Origin of the sequence: Butyrivibrio sp. INlla14, from assembly GCF_900102515.1 — a bacterium.
Lineage (GTDB): Bacteria > Bacillota > Clostridia > Lachnospirales > Lachnospiraceae > Butyrivibrio.
Map to the genome: position 1 here is coordinate 25,351 of NZ_FMVS01000016.1, position 23,584 is coordinate 48,934.

24 protein-coding genes and 1 tRNA gene are annotated in these 23,584 nt (G+C 41.3%); 23 read left to right on the top strand and 2 right to left on the bottom strand.

Features of this window, described 5'->3' with window-relative positions:
- The first annotated feature begins 48 nt into the window (after positions 1-48).
- Positions 49-1,563, top strand: coding sequence for a GDSL-type esterase/lipase family protein (locus tag BLO53_RS19230; protein ID WP_176757256.1), 1,515 nt, complete (start codon positions 49-51; stop codon positions 1,561-1,563).
- Positions 1,564-1,620: 57 nt separating this feature from the next.
- Here the strand turns inward: BLO53_RS19230 and BLO53_RS11375 are convergent, their stop codons facing one another.
- Entirely contained in the window at positions 1,621-2,205 is a 585-nt protein-coding gene (locus BLO53_RS11375; RefSeq protein ID WP_092061618.1) for a TetR/AcrR family transcriptional regulator, read from the bottom strand.
- Between the two features lie 234 nt (positions 2,206-2,439).
- Between BLO53_RS11375 and BLO53_RS11380 the strand changes: the two genes are divergently transcribed.
- Positions 2,440-3,852, top strand: a complete 1,413-nt coding sequence (locus tag BLO53_RS11380) for a radical SAM protein (protein WP_330388892.1) — start codon at positions 2,440-2,442, stop codon at positions 3,850-3,852.
- A 53-nt stretch (positions 3,853-3,905) separates the two neighbouring features.
- On the opposite strand, the gene BLO53_RS11385 is transcribed toward BLO53_RS11380, so the two are convergent.
- Positions 3,906-3,979 (bottom strand) — tRNA-Met (locus tag BLO53_RS11385).
- A gap of 211 nt (positions 3,980-4,190) precedes the next feature.
- On the opposite strand from BLO53_RS11385, the gene BLO53_RS11390 reads away from it, so the two are divergent.
- From BLO53_RS11390 to prmC, 21 genes are all read left to right on the top strand, one after another.
- Entirely contained in the window at positions 4,191-5,132 is a 942-nt protein-coding gene (locus tag BLO53_RS11390) for a phosphatase PAP2 family protein (protein WP_092061621.1), read from the top strand.
- A 28-nt stretch (positions 5,133-5,160) separates the two neighbouring features.
- The gene (locus BLO53_RS11395; RefSeq protein WP_092061624.1) at positions 5,161-6,465 is read left to right on the top strand and encodes an alpha-amylase family glycosyl hydrolase; all 1,305 of its coding nucleotides are present in this window, start codon (positions 5,161-5,163) and stop codon (positions 6,463-6,465) included.
- A 275-nt stretch (positions 6,466-6,740) separates the two neighbouring features.
- On the top strand, positions 6,741-8,438 hold the full coding sequence (locus BLO53_RS11400) for an EAL domain-containing protein (RefSeq protein WP_207648477.1): 1,698 nt from the start codon (positions 6,741-6,743) through the stop codon (positions 8,436-8,438).
- Positions 8,439-8,462: 24 nt separating this feature from the next.
- Entirely contained in the window at positions 8,463-8,900 is a 438-nt protein-coding gene (locus BLO53_RS11405; RefSeq protein WP_092061631.1) for a hypothetical protein, read from the top strand.
- 1 nt (position 8,901) lies between these two features.
- Entirely contained in the window at positions 8,902-9,459 is a 558-nt protein-coding gene (locus tag BLO53_RS11410) for a GNAT family N-acetyltransferase (protein WP_092061635.1), read from the top strand.
- 218 nt (positions 9,460-9,677) lie between these two features.
- Positions 9,678-10,196: a CarD family transcriptional regulator gene (locus BLO53_RS11415; protein ID WP_092061638.1), complete on the top strand. Its 519-nt coding sequence runs from the start codon at positions 9,678-9,680 to the stop codon at positions 10,194-10,196.
- A gap of 832 nt (positions 10,197-11,028) precedes the next feature.
- Positions 11,029-12,498: an alanine--tRNA ligase-related protein gene (locus BLO53_RS11425; RefSeq protein ID WP_176757257.1), complete on the top strand. Its 1,470-nt coding sequence runs from the start codon at positions 11,029-11,031 to the stop codon at positions 12,496-12,498.
- Positions 12,499-12,866: 368 nt separating this feature from the next.
- Entirely contained in the window at positions 12,867-13,580 is a 714-nt protein-coding gene (locus tag BLO53_RS11430; protein WP_092061647.1) for an AzlC family ABC transporter permease, read from the top strand.
- Positions 13,577-13,882: an AzlD domain-containing protein gene (locus BLO53_RS11435; protein WP_092061650.1), complete on the top strand. Its 306-nt coding sequence runs from the start codon at positions 13,577-13,579 to the stop codon at positions 13,880-13,882. Before BLO53_RS11430 ends, BLO53_RS11435 begins: the two co-directional genes overlap by 4 nt.
- Positions 13,883-13,970: 88 nt before the next feature.
- Complete coding sequence (gene ispF / locus BLO53_RS11440) at positions 13,971-14,519, top strand: 2-C-methyl-D-erythritol 2,4-cyclodiphosphate synthase (protein ID WP_092061653.1); 549 nt, start codon at positions 13,971-13,973, stop codon at positions 14,517-14,519.
- 156 nt (positions 14,520-14,675) lie between these two features.
- A complete protein-coding gene (gene cysS, locus BLO53_RS11445) occupies positions 14,676-16,100 on the top strand; it encodes a cysteine--tRNA ligase (protein ID WP_092061656.1) in 1,425 nt (474 codons plus the stop codon).
- Entirely contained in the window at positions 16,085-16,525 is a 441-nt protein-coding gene (locus BLO53_RS11450) for a Mini-ribonuclease 3 (protein WP_092061659.1), read from the top strand. The genes cysS and BLO53_RS11450 overlap by 16 nt, the downstream gene beginning before the upstream one ends.
- 115 nt (positions 16,526-16,640) lie before the next feature.
- Complete coding sequence (rlmB, locus tag BLO53_RS11455) at positions 16,641-17,390, top strand: 23S rRNA (guanosine(2251)-2'-O)-methyltransferase RlmB (protein ID WP_092061662.1); 750 nt, start codon at positions 16,641-16,643, stop codon at positions 17,388-17,390.
- A complete protein-coding gene (locus BLO53_RS11460; protein WP_092061665.1) occupies positions 17,387-18,010 on the top strand; it encodes a sigma-70 family RNA polymerase sigma factor in 624 nt (207 codons plus the stop codon). Before rlmB ends, BLO53_RS11460 begins: the two co-directional genes overlap by 4 nt.
- A 146-nt stretch (positions 18,011-18,156) precedes the next feature.
- The gene (locus tag BLO53_RS11465; RefSeq protein ID WP_092061668.1) at positions 18,157-19,029 is read left to right on the top strand and encodes a transporter substrate-binding domain-containing protein; all 873 of its coding nucleotides are present in this window, start codon (positions 18,157-18,159) and stop codon (positions 19,027-19,029) included.
- Positions 19,030-19,158: 129 nt separating this feature from the next.
- On the top strand, positions 19,159-19,851 hold the full coding sequence (locus tag BLO53_RS11470) for an amino acid ABC transporter permease (RefSeq protein ID WP_092061671.1): 693 nt from the start codon (positions 19,159-19,161) through the stop codon (positions 19,849-19,851).
- Complete coding sequence (locus BLO53_RS11475; protein ID WP_092061674.1) at positions 19,844-20,593, top strand: amino acid ABC transporter ATP-binding protein; 750 nt, start codon at positions 19,844-19,846, stop codon at positions 20,591-20,593. Before BLO53_RS11470 ends, BLO53_RS11475 begins: the two co-directional genes overlap by 8 nt.
- Positions 20,594-20,647: 54 nt before the next feature.
- On the top strand, positions 20,648-21,325 hold the full coding sequence (locus tag BLO53_RS11480) for a zinc ribbon domain-containing protein (RefSeq protein WP_092061677.1): 678 nt from the start codon (positions 20,648-20,650) through the stop codon (positions 21,323-21,325).
- A gap of 124 nt (positions 21,326-21,449) precedes the next feature.
- On the top strand, positions 21,450-21,656 hold the full coding sequence (gene rpmE, locus BLO53_RS11485; protein ID WP_026488091.1) for a 50S ribosomal protein L31: 207 nt from the start codon (positions 21,450-21,452) through the stop codon (positions 21,654-21,656).
- A gap of 87 nt (positions 21,657-21,743) precedes the next feature.
- The gene (locus BLO53_RS11490; protein ID WP_092061680.1) at positions 21,744-22,736 is read left to right on the top strand and encodes a DUF1385 domain-containing protein; all 993 of its coding nucleotides are present in this window, start codon (positions 21,744-21,746) and stop codon (positions 22,734-22,736) included.
- Positions 22,729-23,574 (top strand): peptide chain release factor N(5)-glutamine methyltransferase, encoded by an 846-nt coding sequence (gene prmC, locus BLO53_RS11495; RefSeq protein ID WP_092061683.1) that lies wholly within the window; start codon positions 22,729-22,731, stop codon positions 23,572-23,574. The genes BLO53_RS11490 and prmC overlap by 8 nt, the downstream gene beginning before the upstream one ends.
- Positions 23,575-23,584 lie beyond the last annotated feature (10 nt).

Consider the following 23,584-nt stretch of genomic DNA (forward strand, 5'->3'; position numbering starts at 1 on the left):
ACTTGATTTAAATCACCGATGATTTCATTGGAGGAGAATAGGGACCTGATGAGAAAAGACACATTTAAGAAACGTAGGAAAAAATCTATGAGCAACTGGTTTGAGGAGATGGTTGAGCGCCTTGGTGGAAGAGCGATAGCCATCGCCTCATTGTCCATGCTTGTGATTATAATTGCAATCATTGTGCTCATTGTGATCAAAATAAGTTCAATGGACAAAGATTTGGATGATGGCTACAGTGATGCTCAGGTTGCTGGTGAGGAAATGACTGCTGGCGGAGACTCAAATCTGGCTGAGGGAGATATGCCTGTTGTCGAGACCGCAACTGAAGGGACGAAGACTGAATCAACTTCAGATACGACTGTGCTTGCCAAAAAAGAAGGGGCAAAGGAAGGATATCTTAACAGGTGTGTATTCCTTGGCGACTCCAGGACAGTTGCCATGGTCAACTATGGCTTTTTTAACGATGATGCCGCACTGGCCCAGATTGGTATATCACATCCGGCATTTGCATCCAATAAGTTCATTAACAATGCAGGAAAAGAATATACTTTAAAAACCTATCTGAAGTCTCATCAGGCTCCGGTTATTTATATTCTTTTGGGAGTAAACGGGATAAATGATCCCAGTGAGAAACATTATCGGAATACGTTTATTTCTCTTATCGACAGTGTGGCCGAGATGGCGCCTAATTCCAATATTGTACTTGTGGCAATAGGCCCTGTTGATGACAACGGAATATACAAAAATAATGTCCAGAACGCAATGATAGACAAATATAATAAGTTTCTTCTGGAAACTGCCAAGGAGAAGCATATCTTTTACCTTAATATCGCGGAAATCCTCAAAGGGCCTGATGGACAGGTCAAGTCTGAGTATAACGGCGGCGATGGGCTTCATTATTCCGGAAAAGGGTGTGAGGCCATATTCAAGTACATAGTAGAACATCCTGTGCCCCAGATATCTGATGAGGGCGAATATGTTGTTAAATATATCAAGCCTGATCCTAACAGAATCAAGGTTACCATGGGTAAAGACTCTGGAATTGATGAAGATAAGATTGATGATCTTATGAAAATGATGACTGGAACTGCAGAAAACCAGACTTCTTCTGATGCCAGCACACAAAGCAGTACAGAAACTGAAGAGGAACTGCGTAAGAAGGCAGAGGAAGAAGAGAAAAAGAAGGCGGAAGAGGAAAAGAAGAAAGAGGAAGAGGAAAAAAAGAAGGCTGAGGAAGAGAAGAAGAAACTAGAAGAGGAAAAGGAAGAGGAAAAGGAAGAGGAAAAGGAAGAGGAAGAGAAAAAGAGGCTGGAAGAGGAAGAAAAAGAAAAAAAGAGACTGGAAGAGGAAGAGCGTAAGAGAGCCGAAGAAGAGAAGGAGAAAGAGAAAAAGGAAGCTGAGGAAGGAAGTAAAGAAGCGTCCAAAGACGAGGAAGAAAATGAGGGAAGCGGAAAGGCTAGCACCGCTGCCAGCTCAGCTGCCAGCTCAAAAGACGAAGTACAAGACCAGTCTGAAACACCGTCAGATCAGTCAGAAGCAGAAGCTGGGAACGAGCCGTAAGAAAACGAACCACAAACTCTCCCTCGTCCCTAGGGACCATTATCATCAACATTTGTTTCATGACAGTTTTTTCAATGTGTTATCAAACATTTCTACGCATATATCAGCCATGCGCTGTTCGCTTTCCTGCATCCCTTCTCTGAACCAGCTGATAAGTATCTGGAAAAAAGCTGCTTCTGAAGCAAGCTTGATGTATTTGATCTCTGTATCTGTTGTAGGATACAGAAGTTCTGATATGGACCTGCCGGAAAAGAGCTCACGTTTCAATATACCTGCCTGATCAAACAGGGCGATGGTTTCTTTATCCTCGCGGATGGTACGGAAAACATCTTCAAACCACTGATGAGGATTCTCATGCATTTCTGGTTTTTCACAAATTTCTGCTATGCTTTTTATCAGTCTGTTACCGAGTTCATGCAAAATATCTTCCTTGTCAGTATAGTTGCGGTAGAAGGCAGTACGTGAAACTCCAGCACGACGCACGATCTCACTGACAGTGATCTTTTCATACGGGTGTTCGCCCATTAGGTGCATAAGCGCAAGCTGAAGGCATTCTCTGGTCAGCTGGTTAGACTCTTTGTTATTCATTCGCAGAACTTCTTTTTTCTGCATTTCTGTCAAAGGCTCTTTAGTGGCTTTCATATTTCTTTTCCCCTGTTGTTACAAAATAAGTGATTATGTCACGTCGCGCCAATTGACACTTCTACTGTCATGTCCGAGAGTAGAGCTGTTGTATTGCATCTCCTGCGGCGTTACACTTGTAACATCAAAACGATTGTAACACTTAAAGGGGAGGAATAACAAGTATGGAATTAGTAGAAAACTTATCTCACAAAGTGCAGAAACAGGCATTTAGCCTATTGATCGATAGATTTCTTGCAAATCTCGACAAAGCTGAGAACAGAAACGTATTTAAAACTCGTAGATCAGGCAGAGAAATTCTGGGGGAAAGATGGAGCAAGAAAGGACAAGCTTGATCAGGTAAGAGCAGCTTTCAAGGACCCTGACAATAGATGGGTCAAGTTTATAAATAAAGTAGTTGATGAGACAGATCCTCACGTTGCCAAGATGACAATGCTAAACCTTGGTTATGAGGCCTTTTTCAGAGGTACCAAGATGATCAGGGCAAACAGGGAAAAGTACGGATGCAATATCCCATGGCTTATTCTCTTTGATCCTACAAGTGCCTGCAACATGCATTGCCAGGGCTGTTGGTCCGGTACTTATGGCCCTAAGCACGACCTGTCTTTTGAAGACATGGATAAGATCGTTACCCAGGGAAAAGAGCTTGGCGTTTACCTATACATGATGACAGGCGGGGAGCCTCTTGTAAGAAAAAAGGATGTACTGCGTCTTGCTGAAAAGCACAATGATGTTGAGTTCTCTATTTTTGACAACTCCACTTTAATTGATGAGGACTTCTGTAAGGAAGTTGTAAGACTTGGAAATATTACGTTCCAGCTTTCTATCGAGGGTACTCCTGATACAAATGATGCGAGACGTGGAATTGGTCATTATGACGCTGTAATGAAAGCCATGGACCTGTTTAAGAAATACGGAATTGTCTATGGAACTTCCATCTGCTATACAAGAAATAATATCGAGGCAGTAACTGACCCTAAGTTTATCGAGTTCATAGCTGAAAAAGGTGCAAGATTCGGATTCTTTTTCCACTATATGCCAGTAGGAAATAATGCGGTACCAGAGCTTATGCCTACTGTAGAGCAGAGAAGAAAGATGGTAGATCAAATCAGATACCTTAGAAGTGACAAGTGCGATATAGGGTTCTTCCCTATGGATTTCCAGAATGATGGAGAGGCAGTTGGTGGCTGTATCGCTGGCGGAAGAAACTACTTCCACATCAATTCAAGTGGAGATGCAGAGCCCTGCGTATTTATCCACTTCTCCAACACTAATATTCATACTCATTCAATACTTGAGATGCTTCAGAGCCCTCTTTTCATGGAATATCACAAGGGACAGCCTTTCAATAAGAACCATTTAAGACCATGCCCAATGCTTGAAAATCCTGAGCTTCTTCGTGAGATGGTGGCAAGATCTGGAGCCCATGGTACCAATGAAGAATCAGAGGAAAGCGTTGAACACCTCTGCTCAAAGTGCGATAATTATTCAAAAGAGTGGGGACCTGTAGCAGATGATATCTGGGCTCGCCAGAAGCACTATAGAAAAGCATACGAAAACTATGCAAAAGAAAATATAGAAAGCGCCGAGAAATTGGAATTTCCTGAGACTATGGAAATCAAGAAAGAAGAGAACAGAGGTGCTTGATAGCAACGCCAGAAGACACAAAAAAAGGAAGCGATAAACGCTTCCTTTTTTAGTAGCGAGAGGGGGACTCGAACCCTCGACACCGCGGGTATGAACCGCGTGCTCTAGCCAGCTGAGCTACCTCGCCATATGAGATTGTTTGTTGCTGTCGGTCGCAACCGACTTGTATAATATACCGCGTGGAGAGAGCATTGTCAACAAATAATTTTCAATTTTTTTCAAAAAATATATACTCGTTTTATATTTATCAATAAAACGTTTCGAAATCCTACATGCCAATTATGATAAAATATAAGGAAGTAGACAAATAATGAAGAAATCAGAGGAGTAGGTTAGGTATGGACGCAGTTGTGGGGAACTCTTTTTATTTTGACTTTGAAGTGAGGCTTATGGAAGCTTTGCAGGGGATACTTGGCGAAAAGGGAGCAGTACTATTATCACAGCTATCAGCGCTGGGAGAGACATTGATTTTCATAATGATCCTGGGATTCTTGTACTGGGGTGTTGATAAAAAGGCTGGAATTAAGGTAGGAACTGAGCTTATGTTTGCTCTTTGCCTAAACCCAATGGTCAAGAATATAGCTAACAGAAGAAGGCCGTATTTTGATAATACTAACGTAAAGTGCATAAGGCCTGTAGAAAAAGACGCGGATATTTATGATATTGCAGCTCAGGGCTTTTCTTTTCCCAGCGGACATTCAACCAATTCAGTTGTGGTCTATGGGGGCATTGCAAGGTGTTACAAGAATAAGCTTATAAGGGCACTTGGGGTGGTATTGCCTGTTCTTGTTGGATTATCCAGGATAATTGCAGGAGTTCACTATCCAACGGATGTGTTGTGCGGATGGGCCTTGGGCCTTGTTGTGATCCTTATAGTGCCAGTAATATTTGACAAAGTTGGAGATGAAAAGAGATGGCTTGTCTTTTTGATACTATCAGTAATCAGCCTTCTTGGGGGGTTCTACTGCAAGACAGATGACTATTTTACAGGACTTGGGATGATGCTTGGTTTTTCTGTTGCAGTTGAAATAGAAGAGAGATTTATAAAGTTTGAGAGTACCAACAGACCTTTAGAGATAGGGCTCAGACTAGTTTTGGGAGCAGCAATTTTTAGCGCTATCACAAGCCTTTTAAAGCTTCCGTTTCCAGCAGAAGTATTAAACAGGGGCGATTTTCTTGCGCATCTTATAAGAGTTTTAAGGTATTTTATTGCATCTGTAGTCAGCATGGGGTTATACCCAGCTTGCTTTAAGAAAATGTCAGGTCTTTTCAATAAATAAGATCATCAAAAATCAGGAGGTATCTGCTATGTGGGCTTATGAGACTTCTTTTTATCAGATCTATCCATTGGGATTTTGTGGTGCGCCCTTCGAAAATGATGGAAAGCTAGAACACAGGATTTTAAAGGTCATAGACTGGATCCCGCATTTTAAAAAGCTTGGCATAGGCGCTGTCTTGTTCAATCCTGTATTTGAGTCTGATACTCATGGCTATAATACCAGGGATTATAAAAAGATAGATGTTCGCCTTGGTACTAATGCTGATTTTAAGAAGGTTTGTGACAAGCTCCACAAGGAAGGCATCAGGGTTGTGCTTGATGGAGTGTTCAACCACGCAGGCAGAGGCTTTTTTGGATTTACTGATGTTTTGGAAAAAAAGTGGGATTCTTCCTATAAGGACTGGTTTAACATAAGCTTTGACGGAAACAATGGCTACAATGATGGTTTGTGGTATGAGGGATGGGAAGGCAATTATGATCTGGTCAAACTCAATCTGAAAAATCCGGCAGTCACTGATTATCTTTTGGAAAGCGCCAAATTCTGGGTTGATGAGTTTGGAATTGATGGACTTCGCCTCGATGTAGCCTATTGCCTTGATCAGGACTTTATCAGAAGGCTTAGAAGAGAGAGTAGCGGCTGGAAGGAAGATTTTTTCCTCATGGGCGAGATGATAGGCGGAGATTACAACCGCATTATGGGAGATGACCTGTGCCACAGTGCCACTAATTATGAGTGTTACAAGGGCATGCATTCCTCATTTAACAGCATGAATATGTTTGAAATAGTCCATTCCCTTTTGCGTCAGTTTGGGCCGGAGAACTGGACTTTGTATAGAGGAAGGCACCTTTTATCTTTTGTTGATAATCATGATGTCAGTAGGATTGCCAGTGTCCTTCAAAGGCCTGAGCATCTTAAGCTTATTTATACCCTTATGTTTGGAATGCCTGGAATTCCTACAATCTACTATGGTAGTGAATGGGGAGAAAAGGCGGATAAATCCCAGGGAGATCCTGCACTTAGGCCTTGCTTTGATGAGCCTATGTGGACGGAGCTTACTGATACGATTGCCGCGCTCTGCCATGGAAGAGAAGGCTCCAAGGCTTTATCCTACGGAGATTTTAAGTCTCTTTTACTAACTAACAGACAGTGCATCTTTGAAAGAGAAGCAGAAGGTGACAGAGTGATTGTTGTCATAAATGCTGATGAAAATCAGTTCCATGCTGATTTTGATGCAAGAGCAGGAAGAGCTACAGATATTATAACTGGAAAAGAGATAGATTTTGGAGGAGGACTTAATATTCCGGGATATACTTCATATTTACTGCAGATTTGATGAATGAATGTTGCAAATAAGTTGTTGCTATAGGAGTTTTATATTATAATTTATATATGGAAATTCGTACACCTATAATTGCAATATTGGTATCAAGCATACTTCTTGTTATTTATCTTAGAAGGAACCTGCCGCAGCTTATTTCTGCGAAGGTTTTCTTTGTTTTCTTAATTTCGGTCTTTTTTAACAACCTGTGTGAGATCTTTGAATGTGCGGTATTCTGGTATGCTGATGAGTCTTTAGTAAATTTAAGGCACGTTGCACAGGTCCTATATATGGGATCTCTTTTGGTTCCGGCCTTTATCATGTGTATTTATGTGTATTTCAGGACCTCGAGAACGCGGGCTATATCCAATACTGTAGTGGTGATGATCGGCATTCCTATGCTGCTTGCGATAGCTAATGCTATAGCTCGTGGTATTTTTTATGGAATTAGTGATAACGGTAAGTATTTTAACTATGGCACTGCTGTTGATACTTGCTATATTGTGGGATTTCTTTATATCTTTTTATCTCTTGCGAGAGTTATATATTTCAGGGGGAGACTTCCGAGGGATGGCTTTATTGCTGTTCTGGCAGGTCTTGTAAACTGGGCGGGATGCGCTTTGTTTCAGTACTTCAACAGGGACATTCAGGTTTCAGCCATTGCAATGATGGTGATGGTGCTGATTCTTTTCCTGTCTATGGAAAATCCCAAGGAGTTTTTCGAAAGATCAATTCAGGGCGTTCTTAACCGCGATGCCTTTAACGTAGCACTATTAGAAGCGGCAGGCTTTAGCAAGAACTTTTTTATTGTATCAGTTATTTTTACTGGCAAGACCAATGTTATGTCAATCTCTGAGAGAAAAGAGCTGACGGAGCTTATGAGGGCAGTTGGCAGGTTTACGGAGAGTTACATTGGGGTGCCGTCATATCTTTTTAACTGGAATACCTTGTGCTCTATAGTCAGAACTCCTGAGAATGTTGAGAGCTATATGACTTATGTCGGTAGTCTCAAGGACAATGAAAGCAAGAACTACAGGCTGACGTTTAGTGTTCTGGAGTGCCCTAAATATGCAAGTTCAGCTGATGACGTAATCAAAATTCTGGGCTATGTTTCTGAGGAATATGTATACACCCAGTCCTCGCCGAATCTTGTGATAGACCATAACGTTGTAGACAAGATGGTTTACAGAAATTCTATAGAGGACATTGTTAGAACAGCGGTAAAAGAGAAGTCTTTTGACGTTTATTACCAGCCTATCCTGACAGTTGAAGATGGCAGCTTTTCATCGGCTGAAGCTCTGGTAAGACTGAGAAGACCCAAGACAGAGAACTATATTTCTCCTGAGGATTTTATTCCAATTGCTGAAAAGTGCGGATTTATCCAGGAGATAGATGACATTGTATTTGAGAAGGTTTGTTCCTTCATAGCTCGCAGCAATTTACAGGGATATGGGATCAAGATGATCGAGGTCAACCTCTCTGGCAACGAAGTTGTGGATGAACAGACCCATGCCAGACTTATAAATAAGATGGAGAAATATCATATTCCTCCTAAGTTTATCAATTTTGAGATTACGGAGACTTCCTATATCAGTGATGATCAGGCTTTCAAGGAAAATGTAAAACTATTAAAGGCCCACGGAAGCACGTTTTCAATGGATGATTTCGGGGCTGGGTATTCAAATCTTTTGGAGATACTTAAAATGGATTATGCCCTGGTCAAGCTGGACAAAGAGTTTGTCTGGAACTGTTTGGATCAGGATAAACCTGAGAATCTCAGGATGTTGGAGTATACAATCAACTTCTTAAAGGACTATGGACTTCATATTTTGGCTGAAGGTGTTGAGACGCTTGATCAGGCCAAGATGCTGATAGATAAAGGTGTTGAGTTCTTGCAGGGCTTCTATTATTCAAGACCAATACCGGAAGATGAGTATTTGGAGTTTTTGAAATCGCAGAAGGGTTTATTTTCCAAAGACAATGGATAATGGCTTGAGGGAAAGGAGATTCATATGAACGAAGAGCTTTACAATGCTGTTTTTGGCTATGGTGAGAACAAGGTGGATCCATTTGAACTGTGTGCTGTTGATTTTGACAGGATCATTGGTGACATGAAGCTTGTTGGTTACGAGATCAACTCTCTCAATATTGTTCAGCAGATCATGCTGGAACAGTGCGACAATCTTCTTAAGACCAAGAACAAGATCATAGAGCTGGTAATGGATATGGACAACCAGGATGATTTTTGCAGAGAAAAGTACGGACTTTCTTTTAAGGATATCATGGCGCTTGACCCGCAGCACGATATTGAGTGGGACATAAAGAGTGGTAAGGTCATTTATTTCCTATCCCACGAAGCTATGCACAAGGAAGAGGCGTATTTTACCCTGTTCAAAAAATCTATGGATGCCTTTACTGCCAAGACTGGCTTCCAGTATATGAGTCTTTGATATGGGATACGTATTAGAAACTGAAAGACTGATCCTTAGGGGCTGGAAAGATGAAGATGCATCCAGCCTCTTTAAATATGCAAGCGATGAGCGTATAGGGCCGGCTGCAGGCTGGCTTCCCCATAGGGATGAAGACTATTCCAGGGCCGTTATACGGACCATTTTTGCTAAGGACGAGGTTTATGCAATTTGCCTTAAAGGCCAGGGGAGAGCTCCTGTTGGAAGTATAGGGCTTACACTGAAAGGTAGTCCTGAGAGGCCTCTTAAAGAGAAAGAAGCAGAACTTGGATACTGGATCGGCTTTCCTTTCTGGGGCAGGGGCCTTGTTACTGAGGCGGCCAGAGAGCTTATCCGGCATGGCTTTGAAGATACTGGACTAAACAGGATCTTTTGCGGATACTTTCAGGGAAATACAAGGTCTCAGAAGGTTCAGGAAAAATGTGGATTTAAGCATTTATATACCAATGAAACTTCGAAAATACCTATGCTTGGAGAGACTCGTATTGAGAACATCAGTGTAATTACCAGAGAAGATTATATGGCGGGAAAAGGCAGATAAAATGAATGCTTTGTCCATATGATACACAAATTTTTTTGAGTTTTTTGCGCGCAAAAGTGTTACAAAAAAAGTAATATTATGTTATAATTACAACATGCGAGTAAGGACATGGTAATGGGGAACCAAGGATTCTACCCACACCATGTCTTTTTAATCCTCAGCTGTGAAAGCGCTTTCAAGTTAGCAGATGGTTTTGTTTCAGATCAAGGAGGAACACAATGTTAAATATTGGAGAGTGCGTTATTTACGGTAGTCATGGTTTATGCAAGGTTCGAGAAATTCTCGTGCCATCGTTTCTTGAGAGGGGAAAAGAGAAACAGTATTACATGATGATTTCCGCTGTGGATGCCGGAAGTGTCCTCTATGTTCCAGTAGAGGGTGCCGAGGACAAGATACGTGAAGTCATTAGCGCTGACTATGCTGAAGGATTAATAGATGATATTGAGGGAACTCCGGAAATTGAGCTTCCTGAGGGTAAGAAGGCTGAGCCCGCAATACTTGATATCATTAAGAGAAATGTAGCCGAAGAGATGATGGGCCTTGTGAAGGCTCTTCGCAGGATCAAGGCTACCCGCGAGGCGGAGGGCAAGAAATTTGCCATGCTTAATGAGAAATACCTGAATATGGCTGAAAAGCTTCTTTACACTGAGCTTGCATTTTCTCTTGAGACAGAAAAAGATGTTGTCAAGAGAAGAGTATTAGAAGAACTCTCAGATCTTCCACTAGAGACTGCATGATGCAGTCTCTTTTTTTGAAATTTCTCCGAAATTCCTATGGTCAAGTGAAGCAAAATAAGAGAAAAAATCAAAATTTTGCATGACAGGCCAGGGTTCAAGTGATGCAAAAAGAGAACAAATCAAAATTTTGCATGACTTTGTGCCGAGGCAGTGATGCAAGAAAAGTGAAATGTGGGATTTTGCATGACTTTGTGCCGAGGCAGTGATGCAAAAAGAGAACAAATCAAAATTATGCATGACTTTGTGCCGAGGCAGTGATGCAAGAAAAGTGAAATATGAGATTTTGCATGACTTTGTGCCGAGGCAGTGATGCAAGAAAAGTGAAATATGAGATTTTGCATGACTTTGCGTTGAAGTAGTGATGCAAAAAAAGAAAAAATCAAAATTATGCATGACAAGTCTGGGTTCAAGTGATGCAAAAAAAGAACAAATCAAAATTATGCATGACAAGCTGGGGCTCAAGTGATGCAAAAAAAGAGAAAAACAAAATTATGCATGACAAGCCGGGGTTCAAGTGATGCAAAAAAAGAGAAAATCAAAATTATGCATGACAGGCCAGGGTTCAAGTGATGCAAAAGAAGAACAAATCAAAATTATGCATGACATGCTGGGGTTCAAGTGATGCAAAAAGAGAACAAATCTAAATTATGCATGACAAGAGTGAATCAGACTGGCTTAAAATGAAACTTTAAGTTCAATAACTAGTTATGGTAGAATATTGCAATAATGTTGATCAGACAAGAAAATACATGCTTGTCATATATCATTAAATTGTGCTACATAGAAAGATTAGTCAGTATGCAGGATGGCAGCATGTGGGATGGAGATAGATATGACAGAAGAATTGTATTATACAAGTGCGTATATTAGTGAGTTTGTGGCCAAGGTTGTAGACTGTAGGAAATGCGAGATTAATCCAAGTAAGGCACAAGCGAGCGAGATGCAGGCAAGTAAAGAACAAGCAAGTAAAGAACAAGCAAGTAAAGAACAAGCAAGTAAAGAACAAGCAAGTAAAGAACAAGCAAGTAAAGAACAAGCAAGTAAAGAACAGGCAAGTAAAGAACAAGCCAGTAAGGCACAAGCAAGTGGGAATGCAGAAACTAGCAAGATTACAGAAGCTAGCAATTCACAGGATATGTATGAAATAATCCTGGATAAGACAGCTTTTTTCCCGGAGCAGGGGGGACAGGGAAGTGATGGCGGCGTTCTGGAGTTTGAGGATGGAGCTAAGAGAGCTCAGGTCCTACATGTGAGCATCAGTGAACAGGAATGTGATGGCAAGATGAATGAAGGCGATAATTTGGACGGGAATGCAGGAAATAAACCGGACAAGCATTTTGCGATGATCAGACATCTTGTTGACAGGGAAATCCCTGTGGGAACCACAGTTCACGGTGTGATTGACTTTAGTCACAGGTTCTCAAATATGCAGCAGCACACAGGAGAGCACATTTTCTCAGGGCTTGTCTGCAGCAGGTTTGGCTATGATAATGTGGGCTTTCATCTAAGTGATTCGGAAGTTACCATGGATTACAATGGGCCTATAACTCAGGAGGAGATCAAGGAGATTGAAGCAAAGGCCAATGAAGTTATATGGCAGAATCTTGAGGTTTTATGTGAGTTTCCGGAAGAAAGCAGACTAGAGAATATTCCATATCGCAGCAAGAAGGAACTTACAGGGGATGTGAGAATTGTGACTATTCCAGGCGTTGATATTTGTGCCTGCTGCGCACCACACGTACTTAGAACCGGAGAGATAGGACTTTTGAAGGTTGTTGGCCTTCAGAACTACAAGGGCGGCGTGCGCGTGTACATTTTGTGTGGCAAAAGAGCTATGGACTATCTTAACAAGGAACATGAGATAGTGTCTGAGCTTTCAGGCATGTTCACAACTGCTTCTGAAAATGTAATTACTGCTGTGAAGAAGTTATCTAACGCTAATTCTGAGCTCAAACAGGAGCTTTCTGAGGCAACCAGCGCCCTTATAGAGGCAGAGGTAAAAGAGATAGACAAGACCCTTGAAAATGTAGTACTTATCAAAAAGAATCTTGATAGCAATGCAATGAGGAAACTTGTGAATCTCCTGACCGCAGATCACAGCGGCTTTTGCGGCGTCTTTGCAGGCAGCACGGCAGAAGGCTACAGATTTATAGTTGGAACTTCTAATAAGGACAAGGATTGCAGGGAAATTGCCAACATGCTGAGAACACAGTTTGGGGCAAAGGGCGGCGGCTCAGCCCAGATGGTTCAGGGGAGCCTTAAGACAGATGATATTGAGGCAGTAGTGGATGCTATAAAATGATGTAGAATTGCGAAAAAGACGTAAGTCGTGGAGCAATTCGTATAACATAATATAGTTCGGATAGAAATGCCTGATATGCTGCCAGTTACTGCATTGGATAATTTTACCACCTTGATTGAATCTCAATAAAAATATATATTATGATATAGGTGTCAAAATTCAAAATGCTTACATGCTCGCATGCTAAGCATTTTGAATTTATGACCCGAACAAATATGAGGAATAAGCAATTTACGAAGTAAATTAGCGATTTACGAATATTTGTAGAATTGCGTGAGTTTCGAAGAAACAAAGCAATTCGTATATCATATAGGTGTCAAAAGCTGGCAACACAGTAATTAAATGACATATGAGGATGTTGGGAGATTATGAAAAAAGGTACGTTTAGGGATTTTCTTTTGGGATGCCAGAGCGCAATACCGATTTGCCTTGGCTATATAGCAGTATCTTTTGCCTTTGGAATAGAGAGTTCCAAGATTGGAATGACTCCATTTCAGGCAGCTATGACTTCTCTTTTGAATGTGACCAGTGCAGGTCAGTTCTCAGCTCTGGAAGTTATAGCTAGAAATGGAAGTTTTGTGGAACTGGCAATACTGCAGTTTATAATAAATCTGCGATATATGCTGATGTCTACAGCTCTTTCTCAGAAGCTTGGAGCCGATGTGAATACTCTTCATAGGATGGGAATTTCCTATGGCGTTACGGATGAGATATTTGCTGTGAGCATTTTTAAAAAGGGGCCGCTCTATCCGCTGTTTTCATACGGCCTTATTATCACATCTGTATTTGGCTGGGTTCTTGGAACAATCCTTGGTTCAGTTGCAGGCCAGATCCTGCCACAGATATTTATTAGTAGCCTTGGACTTGCAATTTACGGCATGTTTATTGCAATCATCATTCCAGAGACTAGGGTGAGCAAGGCTATTGCGGCAGTTGTCATTTCATCTATGGCCATGAGCTGTGTATTTACCTATGCTCCATACCTTAAAATGATTTCTGCAGGTTTTAGGATTATAATAGTAACAGTAGTTGTTGCGGCAGTAGCAGCAATAGTAGCACCAGTCAGGGAGGAGAAGGCATGAGTAGAGTTTATCTTTATATCCTCCTTATGGCGGCTGTAACTTACCTTATCAGGATGCTGCCACTTACTCTTATCAGGAAAGAGATAAAGAGCACTTTTGTCAAATCTTTTTTGCATTATGTGCCCTATGCAACGCTGGCAGCTATGACGTTTCCTGCTATTTTATCTGCTACGGATCACATTTATTCTTCCGTTGCAGGTTTTGCTATGGCGCTTATACTGGCCTTTAACAAAAAGAGCCTTCTAACAGTTGCAGGTATTTCCTGCTTTACTGCATTTATTGTTGAGTTGTTTTTTTTATGACCTAACAAATATGAGGAATAAGCAATTTACCTGGTAAACTTGCGGCTTCCGAATTTTAGTAGAATTGCGAAAGTACGAGGAATTTGACATGAGAGTTGGAATGGGATATGATGTGCACCGGCTTGTGGAAGGGAGAGACCTTATCATAGGTGGTGTTAAGATTCCATATGAAAAGGGATTACTTGGACATTCGGATGCGGATGTTCTTTTACATGCTATAATGGATGCACTTTTGGGAGCAGCAGCTCTTGGAGATATAGGTAAACACTTCCCTGACACAGATGAAAGATATAAGGGAGCTGATTCCAGAGCTCTTCTTCGCGAAGTGGCCAGGATGCTTGAAGAGGAGAATTACCTTGTTGAGAACATTGATGCAACCATAATTGCTCAGGCTCCCAAGATGAGACCGCACATTGATACTATGAGGCAGAATATTGCTGATGATCTTGGAATCGAGATTTCACAGGTCAATGTCAAGGCAACTACAGAGGAAGGCCTTGGATTTACAGGAGCGGGAGAGGGCATATCTTCTCAGGCAATATGTAGCCTTACCTCTATGTTTGACAGAGGTGCCACAGTTTTTGACAGCGAAAGCGCTGACCAATGTAGCAGCTGCCCGGGCTGTCAGAGGCAGTAATTGTTAGAACAAGGCGATAACACGTATCAGTATATATGCAGAAAATAGAGAAGCAAGACATCTAAAATAGCTGCTTGCAGATACAGAAAAATAGATATACATAGCTATTTAATTTAGCTGGAAGATAGAATAATAAATCAGGAGAAATAGATAAAAATGGCACACAAATTTTCTTTTTATAATACGCTAGATAGAAGGGTAGAGGAGTTTACCCCAAGGGAGGAAGGCAAGGTTTCAATGTACACCTGCGGACCTACCGTTTACCACTATGCTCACATTGGAAATATCAGAACCTACATTATGCAGGACGTACTTATCAAGGCCCTTGCATATGCAGGCTATGATGTGAAAAGAGTCATGAACATCACTGATGTTGGACATCTTTCATCTGATGCTGACACAGGCGAAGATAAGATGCTTGCTGGCGCAAAGAGAGAGCACAAGACTGTTATGGAAATTGCCAAGTACTACACTGATGCTTTCTTTGCTGATTTTGATGCAGTTGGCAATAAGCGCCCTGATGTTATAGAGCCTGCTACAAACTGCATTCCAGAGTTCATCAACATGGTAGAGACACTTCTTAAGAAGGGCTATGCTTATGTTGCTGGTGGAAACGTATACTTTGACACATCCAAGCTCAAGGATTACTACGTTTTCTCATCTGAGGTAGAAAAAGAGGCACTTCAGGTGGGCGTTCGTGACGATGTACAGGAAGATGCCAACAAGAAGAACAAGACAGACTTTGTTCTCTGGTTTACAAAGTCTAAATTTGAAGACCAGGCACTTAAGTGGGATAGCCCATGGGGTGTTGGTTATCCAGGATGGCATATTGAGTGCTCATGCATTTCTATGAAGCATTTAGGAGAGTATATCGATATTCACTGCGGTGGTGTTGACAATATTTTCCCTCATCACACCAATGAGATTGCACAGTCAGAGAGCTACCTTGGACATGAGTGGTGCAAATACTGGTTCCATTCAAATCATCTTAATGACAAGTCAGGCAAGATGAGTAAATCAAAGGGTGCAATCCTTACTGTATCTCTTTTAAAGGAAAAGGGCTATGATCCTCTTGTATACAGGTTCTTCTGTCTTCAGTCACATTATAGAAAGCCTTTGGAATTCTCATATGAGGCCCTTGATCAGGCTGTAGCTGCTTATAACAAGCTTGTTAAGAGAGCTTCTGAGCTCAAGGAAGATGGCGCAGTTGATGAGAAGGTTAAAAAAGAGTTTGAGGAGAAGTTCGCAGATGCTGTATGCGGCGACCTTAATACTTCAATGGCTACAACTGTTCTTTATGATGCGCTTAAGGCTGATACAAACGATGCAACTAAGCTTGCTCTTGTAGAGAGTTTTGATAAAGTTCTTTCTCTTGATCTGATCGGACATGCCAAGGCACTTTCACAGGACGCAGATGTTGATCCTGAGCTTGAGAAGTTCATTCTTGATGCTATTGAGAGACGCGCTCAGGCCAAGAAGAACAAGGATTTTGCAACTGCTGATGCCATAAGAGCAGAGCTTCTTGAAAAGGGTGTAGAGATCAAGGACACCAGAGAGGGCGTTAAATGGCAGCTGATTTAAATGAATATTTAAATAGCAAATTTGGTATAGAGTCTCAGGATATCAGAACTTATTCTCCTCTGACTCTTGCTTATATAGGTGATGCAATCTTTGATGTGATCATTCGATCAATCCTGGTTAATAAGGGTAATACTGCTGTTAACAACCTGCACAAGAGGGCCAGCAGTATTGTTAAAGCCAAGACTCAGTCTGATATGGTCAAGGCTATCATGGATGAACTTACCGAAGAAGAGCAGGATTACTATAGAAGAGGTCGCAATTCCAAGCCTCACACCAAGGCCAAGAATGCATCAACAATTGAGTATCTTGATGCCACAGGCTTTGAGGCTGTTATGGGCTTTTTATATCTTACAGATAACATGGACAGAGCCTGTGAGTTAGTAAAACTGGGAATTGAGAAACTTGGTCTAGATATTCTGGATTGAACATGGGATTGAAAATTATAGTCGTTTTGATAACTGTAGGTACAAAGGTTTAGCAGGCATGCGTGTATAGGTGTCTGGAACAGCGGATTTTAGTAATATATAAGGATTATGAAATATGGAAGAAAATTTTGAGAGCAGGATAATAGAGGGCAGGAATGCGGTTTTGGAGGCTTTCAGGTCAGGTAAGACCATAGACAGACTCTTTATTTTGGATGGTTGCAAGGATGGACCTGTGCAGACTATTTTAAGAGAGGCAAAAAAGCACAAGGATACCGTTATTTCTTTTGCCAAAAAAGAGCGACTTGACCAGATTTCTGAAACTGGCAAGCATCAGGGAGTTATAGCCTACGGCGCATCCTACAACTATGCTGAGGTTGATGATATTCTTGCAAGGGCAAAAGAAAAAGGTGAAGACCCGTTTATTATCATTCTTGATAATATCGAGGATCCTCACAACCTTGGAGCTATTATCAGAACAGCGAATCTGGCTGGGGCTCACGGAGTTATAATTCCCAAGCACAGAGCAGCATCTCTTACAGCAACTGTAGCCAAGGCATCAGCTGGAGCAATCAATTACACACCAGTTGCCAAGGTGACCAATATTGCCAATACTATCGAAGACCTCAAGGATAAGGGGCTTTGGTTTGCCTGCGCTGATATGGGCGGAACCACAATGTATCAGCTTAACTTAAAAGGACCTATTGGCCTTGTTATTGGAAATGAGGGAAGCGGAGTAAGCCGTCTTGTCCGCGAAAAGTGTGACATGATTGCCTCAATCCCTATGAAGGGAGATATTGATTCCCTTAATGCTTCGGTAGCATGCGGAGTTCTTGCGTTTGAAGTTGTAAGACAGAGGATGGGATGAGCGATAGCAAATACAAAGATAAAACTGATGAGGAAATAATTCTTTCTATACATGATGACGAAGATTCAGGCGCGATAGACTACATCATGAACAAGTACAAGAATCTGGTCAGGAAAAAAGCTACTTCCATGTTTATCCTGGGAGCAGACAAGGATGACCTTATTCAGGAGGGCATGATTGGTCTATTTAAGGCTGTGAGAGACTACGACTACGGTAGAGATGCAAGTTTTGCCACCTTTGCGGATCTTTGTATCTCAAGGCAGATCTATTCTGCTATAAAGTCTCTTAACAGGAAGAAACATGCGCCCCTCAACAGTTATATTTCTATTTATGCCAAAAGAGAAGATGGGAGCGAGGATATATCACCATCTCTTGAGGAGGTTCTGGAATCGGATTCAAGCTTTATTCCGGAGCAGCATATCATTGACCAGGAAAACCTTAAGGCTCTGGAAGAGGCTATAGAAAGAGAGCTTAGTCCCTTGGAGAGCCAGGTGCTGGATCTTTATATCACAGGCATGAGCATAAAGCAGATTTCGGCAGTCCTTTCAAGGGATGAGAAATCTACAGATAATGCTATGCAGAGAATCAGAAATAAACTCAAAAAATATCTTAATAAATAATTAAAGATATGTTTATTGAAAGAGATTTCTTTTAACTGTAAAATCCTAGTAAAGAGATAGGATTTTGACATATGCGGATTTATCATGTACAATACGTTTAAACAAATGCAATTATATTGCGCAAAACGATATGAGGAGACATGATTATGAAACTTTTCGAGAGTAAAAGATTTTTAGGAATAACTGTTGCTACAACAATGCTTGCTGGATTACTTGCAGGCTGCGGCAATTCAAATGAGACAACTTCTAATCCATCTAATGGAGCTGCAGAAAACAGTGTAGCTGCTCAGACACTGGCAGATACAGCTGCAGATCAGCTTGCTGCTATCAAGGAAAAGGGCAAGATCATCATTGCAATGGAAGGCCAGTGGGCTCCATGGACTTATCATGATGAGTCTGGAGAACTTGTTGGATTTGACACAGAGGTTGGTAAAGAGATAGCAAAGCGCCTTGGTGTAGAAGCTGAGTTTGTAGAAGGCGAGTGGGACGGACTTTTTGCTGGCCTTGATGGCGGAAGATACGACTGCATCATAAATGGTGTTGAAATCACAGATCTTAGAAAAGAGAAATATGATTTCACTACTCCATATGCTTATATCAGAACTGCACTTGTAGTTAAGAATGATAACACTGAGATTACAACCTTTGATGACCTTAAAGGCAAGAAGACAAGTAATTCTCTTGGTTCAACCTATGCAGATATGGCTGCAGATCTTGGCGCAGATGTTCAGAATATAGACACACTTTCAGAGACTATCGATATGGTATTATCAGGAAGAGTAGATGCAACACTCAATGCTGAGGTTTCTTTCTATGATTACCTTGGCGAGCACCCAGATGCTCCTATTAAGATAGTTGCTCTTACTGATGAAGCTTCTGAGGTTTCAATACCTCTTCGAAAGGGCGATGAATCAGCTTCTCTACGAGCTGCCATAGATGAGGCAATACAGGAAATGGCTGCTGATGGCACACTTTCAGAGCTTTCCACTAAATACTTTGGCCAGGATATAACCAAGTAAGATATAATGAGATGGTGCCATGGTGCACCTTCTTTTTTTCTCGGAATATAAGGGAAATGCTAATATTCCAGCTATTGCTAGTAACAATGATATTGATATAAAGAAAAATGACATGAAAGAGATTTACTGATGGACGATAGATTAGTTGAAATTATCACAAGTTCCTTTTTCAAGATTCTGATACCAGGTATAAAGATCACAATACCCTTGACTTTGTTATCATTTGCATTGAGCCTTGCTATAGGTCTTTTACTGGCCCTTGTTCAGGTAGCCAATATCAAGGTGCTGCGTCAGATTGCCAGATTTTATATCTGGGTATTTCGTGGAACACCTTTGATAGTGCAGCTCTTTATTATTTTCTTTGGACTTCCAAATGTTGGAATTATTCTTGACGCATTTCCTGCTGCTGTGCTGGCTTTTGGACTTAACCTTGGTGCCTATAATGCTGAAGTTTTCAGGTCAGCTATTTTGGCAATTCCAAAGGGGCAGCTTGAGGCAGCCTACATGATAGGCCTTGACTATCCTCAGGCTATGGTAAGGGTTATTTTGCCCCAGTCCTTCCCTGTGGCTTTTCCAAATCTTTTTAACAACCTGATAAGCCTTCTTAAGGATACTGCGTTGGCATCTAGCATTACAGTCATAGATCTTTTTACAACTGCTCAGCAGATTGCGGCCAGAACCTATGAGCCTTTTGCCCTATATCTGGAGGCAGCTTTTATTTATCTGATTTTTTCAACTCTTTTGACCTGGCTTCAGAGATATCTTGAAAAGAAGCTGGTATGGAAAAGTGATGGTAAGGATAAGGTGACAAAATATGCTTGAAATACATAATTTACATAAGTCTTTTTCTGGAACCGGAGTCCTTGCGGGAATGGACTTTAAAGTGGACAAGGGCGAAGTGGTGGCCATAATAGGCCAGTCCGGATCTGGTAAGACAACTCTTCTAAGGTGTATGAGCTTTTTAGAGACATCTGATATTGGCGAGATAACCTTTGATGATTATCACGGAGATATGGCCCACATTTCAAAGGCAGATATCAGGAAGCTTAGAATGGAAATGGGCTTTGTCTTCCAGAGCTTTAACCTTTTTAATAATATGACTGCTCTTGAGAACGTCATGGAGGGCCTTGTAACAGCCCGCAAGATGAACAAGGACAAGGCAAAAGAGATAGCACTTGAGCATCTTGCTAAGGTAGGGATGCTTGACAGAGCGGGATACTACCCTGGTGAATTGTCAGGTGGCCAGCAGCAGAGAGTTGCGATTGCAAGAGCAATTGCCCCTGAGCCTAAGGTGATTCTTTTTGATGAGCCTACAAGTGCTCTTGATCCAGAACTTACAGGAGAGGTTTTAGAGGTTATGAAAAAACTTGCCCTGGAAGGAACTACTATGGTTGTTGTGACTCACGAAATGTCGTTTGCTCAGGAGGTTGCATCAAGAGTAGTATTTATGGACGGTGGAAGAGTGGTAGAACAGGGAACGCCTTCAGAGATATTCGGAAATCCCCAGCAGGAGAGGACAAGACAGTTTCTTAACAGAGCACTTCACAAAATCGAAAAAGTGTGATAAACTAGGCGAAGTTTTTCGGGATGGAGTTTTTGGAAAAAGGAGAGTTTGATCATGAAATGTAACAATTGTGGTGCAGAGAACGCTGACGGATCTAAGTTCTGTACTAATTGTGGAGCTGCACTTGACAATAATGCGGTTGATGCTGGTGCACAGCAGTACGCACAGAATTCACAGTACGCACAGAATTCACAGTATGCACAGAACGTGCAGTATGAGCAGAATCCTCAGAACATGCAGTATGCACAGAACAATCAGTATGCACAGCCTATGCAGGGCGCTCCTATGTTTAATGGCCAGAATGCTCAGTATATGCAGTACAACCAGTATAATCAGGCTGGACAGTATCAGCAGCTGACCAAGGAAGAGTTTATCAATCTTCCTGCTATGGAGAAACAGAAAAAGAATGCTAATGCATGTGCTATAATCTGCTATGTATGCGCAGCAATCACACTTATTGCGCAGCTTGTTGGCGGTGGTTTCCCAATTGACGCGGTTATTCTTGGAGTGCTTGGTGGTATAATTCATTGGAAGAAGAGCTTTATAGCTTCTGTTATACTGCTTGCATACAGTATCTTTAATTTTGTGATCTGTATATTTGTTCTTCATACTGGCGGCGGCTGGCTTATTATTGTAGCTGGTGTATATGCTGTTGTTACAACATATAAGATGAACAAGGCCTACAAGAACTACACTTCTACAGGCGTTGTTCCTACAGAAAATGTAGCATAATAATAAATCGTTATAAAAAGTACTTGCGAATATAGCATAAGTATGTTATATTTATATAGCTGTTGTGGACAGCGGTAACTATAGTTAATTAGAAGATTTTTTGTATATAGAGAGGTGAGAAGAGATGAGACAGGACATTCAGCCAGAATTCCATCAGGCCACTGTTACTTGCAACTGCGGTAACACATTCACAGTTGGATCAACAAAGAGCGAGATTCACGTAGAAATTTGCTCAAAGTGCCATCCATTCTATACTGGCCAGCAGAAGGCTACAAGTGCTCGTGGACGTATTGATAAGTTCAACAAGAAATACGGCATGAACAACCAGTGATTGAGCTATTAGAATTTAAGAGGTTGAGGCATTAGCCTCGGCCTCTTTTCTTTTTACAAAATAAAGTATTTTAGCTTGAGGTAGTGTATGAAGAGACGTAAGGTTAAGCATTATTCAGGAATAGGCGGACAGGCAGTACTTGAAGGCGTTATGATGAAGAACAAGGATATGTACGCTGTTGCTGTCAGAAAGCCCAATGGAGAAATAGCTGTAGAGATAGATGAATATCATGGTCTTGCTTATGGGAGTAAGCTCCTTAGCATTCCTTTTGTAAGAGGAATATTTGTCTTTATAGATTCACTTATTTTGGGACTTAAGTCACTTAATTTTTCTTCTTCCTTTTATGAGGAGGCTCCAGAGAAGCCATCCAAGCTGGATGAAGAACTTGATGTGGTTTCCGGAGGACATGAGGATACCTTCCTTATGGTTGTGACTACTATCGTATCCTTCCTTTTTGCTATAGGTCTTTTTATGGTCCTTCCATATGCTCTTTCTGAGGTGCTTGGTAAATATATCAGAAATGAGTCTGTGATTGCTATCATTGAGGGCGTGCTTAGAATAGTAATTTTTATTCTCTATATTCTTCTTATTTCCTGTATGAAGGATATTAGAAGACTGTTCCAGTATCATGGCGCGGAACACAAGTGTATTAACTGCATTGAAAAAGGTAGACCTCTCACCGTTAAAAATGTCAAGAAGAGTTCAAGACTCCACAAGAGATGCGGAAGTAGCTTTATTCTCTTTGTTATGGTGATCAGTATTATTCTCTTTTTCTTTATTAGAGTAGACTCTTATGCACTTAGAGTACTGATCAGAATTCTTCTTATTCCTGTTATTTCAGGAATCTCTTACGAGATTATAAGACTTGCGGGCAGAACAGAGTTCTTCCTTGTAAGGCTGATCTCAGCACCAGGACTTTGGCTTCAGAAGCTGACTACCAAGGAGCCTGATGATGATATGATAGAGGTTGCTATCAGATCAGTAGAGGCTGTTTTTGACTGGAAGGAATTCCTAAAGGACTCCTTTGGCTACGAAATAGACGACAGTTGGTTAAAAGACGACGAAGAGACAGATGAGTAATTACAAAGATTTATATATAAATGGAATAGAGAAATTAGAAAGAGCCGGGATTGCAGAAGCTAAGCTTGATGCCCGGCTCCTTTTGGAATATGTGTGTGGAACAGATCACAGCACCCTTTTGGCACATCCTGATTTGGAGGTTTCAGGCGCAGACACTGAGAAGTATCTGGGCTTTATTGACAGAAGGGCTGAGCGTGAGCCTGTTGCATATATAATTGGCTCCTGGAGCTTCATGGGGCTTGATTTTTGTGTTAACAAAAACGTGCTTATTCCTGAGCAGGATACAGAAATTTTAGTGGAAGAGGCTATGAGATATCTTGAGGATGGAATGAGATTTATGGATCTCTGCACAGGCTCAGGCTGCATAGCACTAAGTCTTTTAAATTATACAAATAATACAAGCGCTGTGTGCACTGACATTTCTGAAGGAGCACTTGAGGTTGCAAGGGAGAATGCGGATAAACTTGGGCTTTCCAATAGAGCAACCTTTATAAAGACAGATCTTTTCCCTACAGAAGGGATGGGCAAGTTTGATATTATTGTCTCAAATCCTCCATATATTGCCAGCGAGGTAATTAAGGAGCTGGCTCCAGAAGTAAGAGATTATGAGCCCAGGCTTGCTCTTGATGGAGATGAAGATGGCCTTGTGTTCTACAGGAGAATCGTAGACAAGGCATCTGAGTATTTGAATTCCAGCGGATATTTACTGATGGAAATAGGCTATGACCAGAGGGAAGCTCTTGTATCAATGCTAGAGGCCAATGGCAGATTTCATGATATCCAGGTGATAAAGGATCTTGGCGGTAACGACAGGGTTGTAAGCGCCTGCTTCTATTAGCGTTATTGGG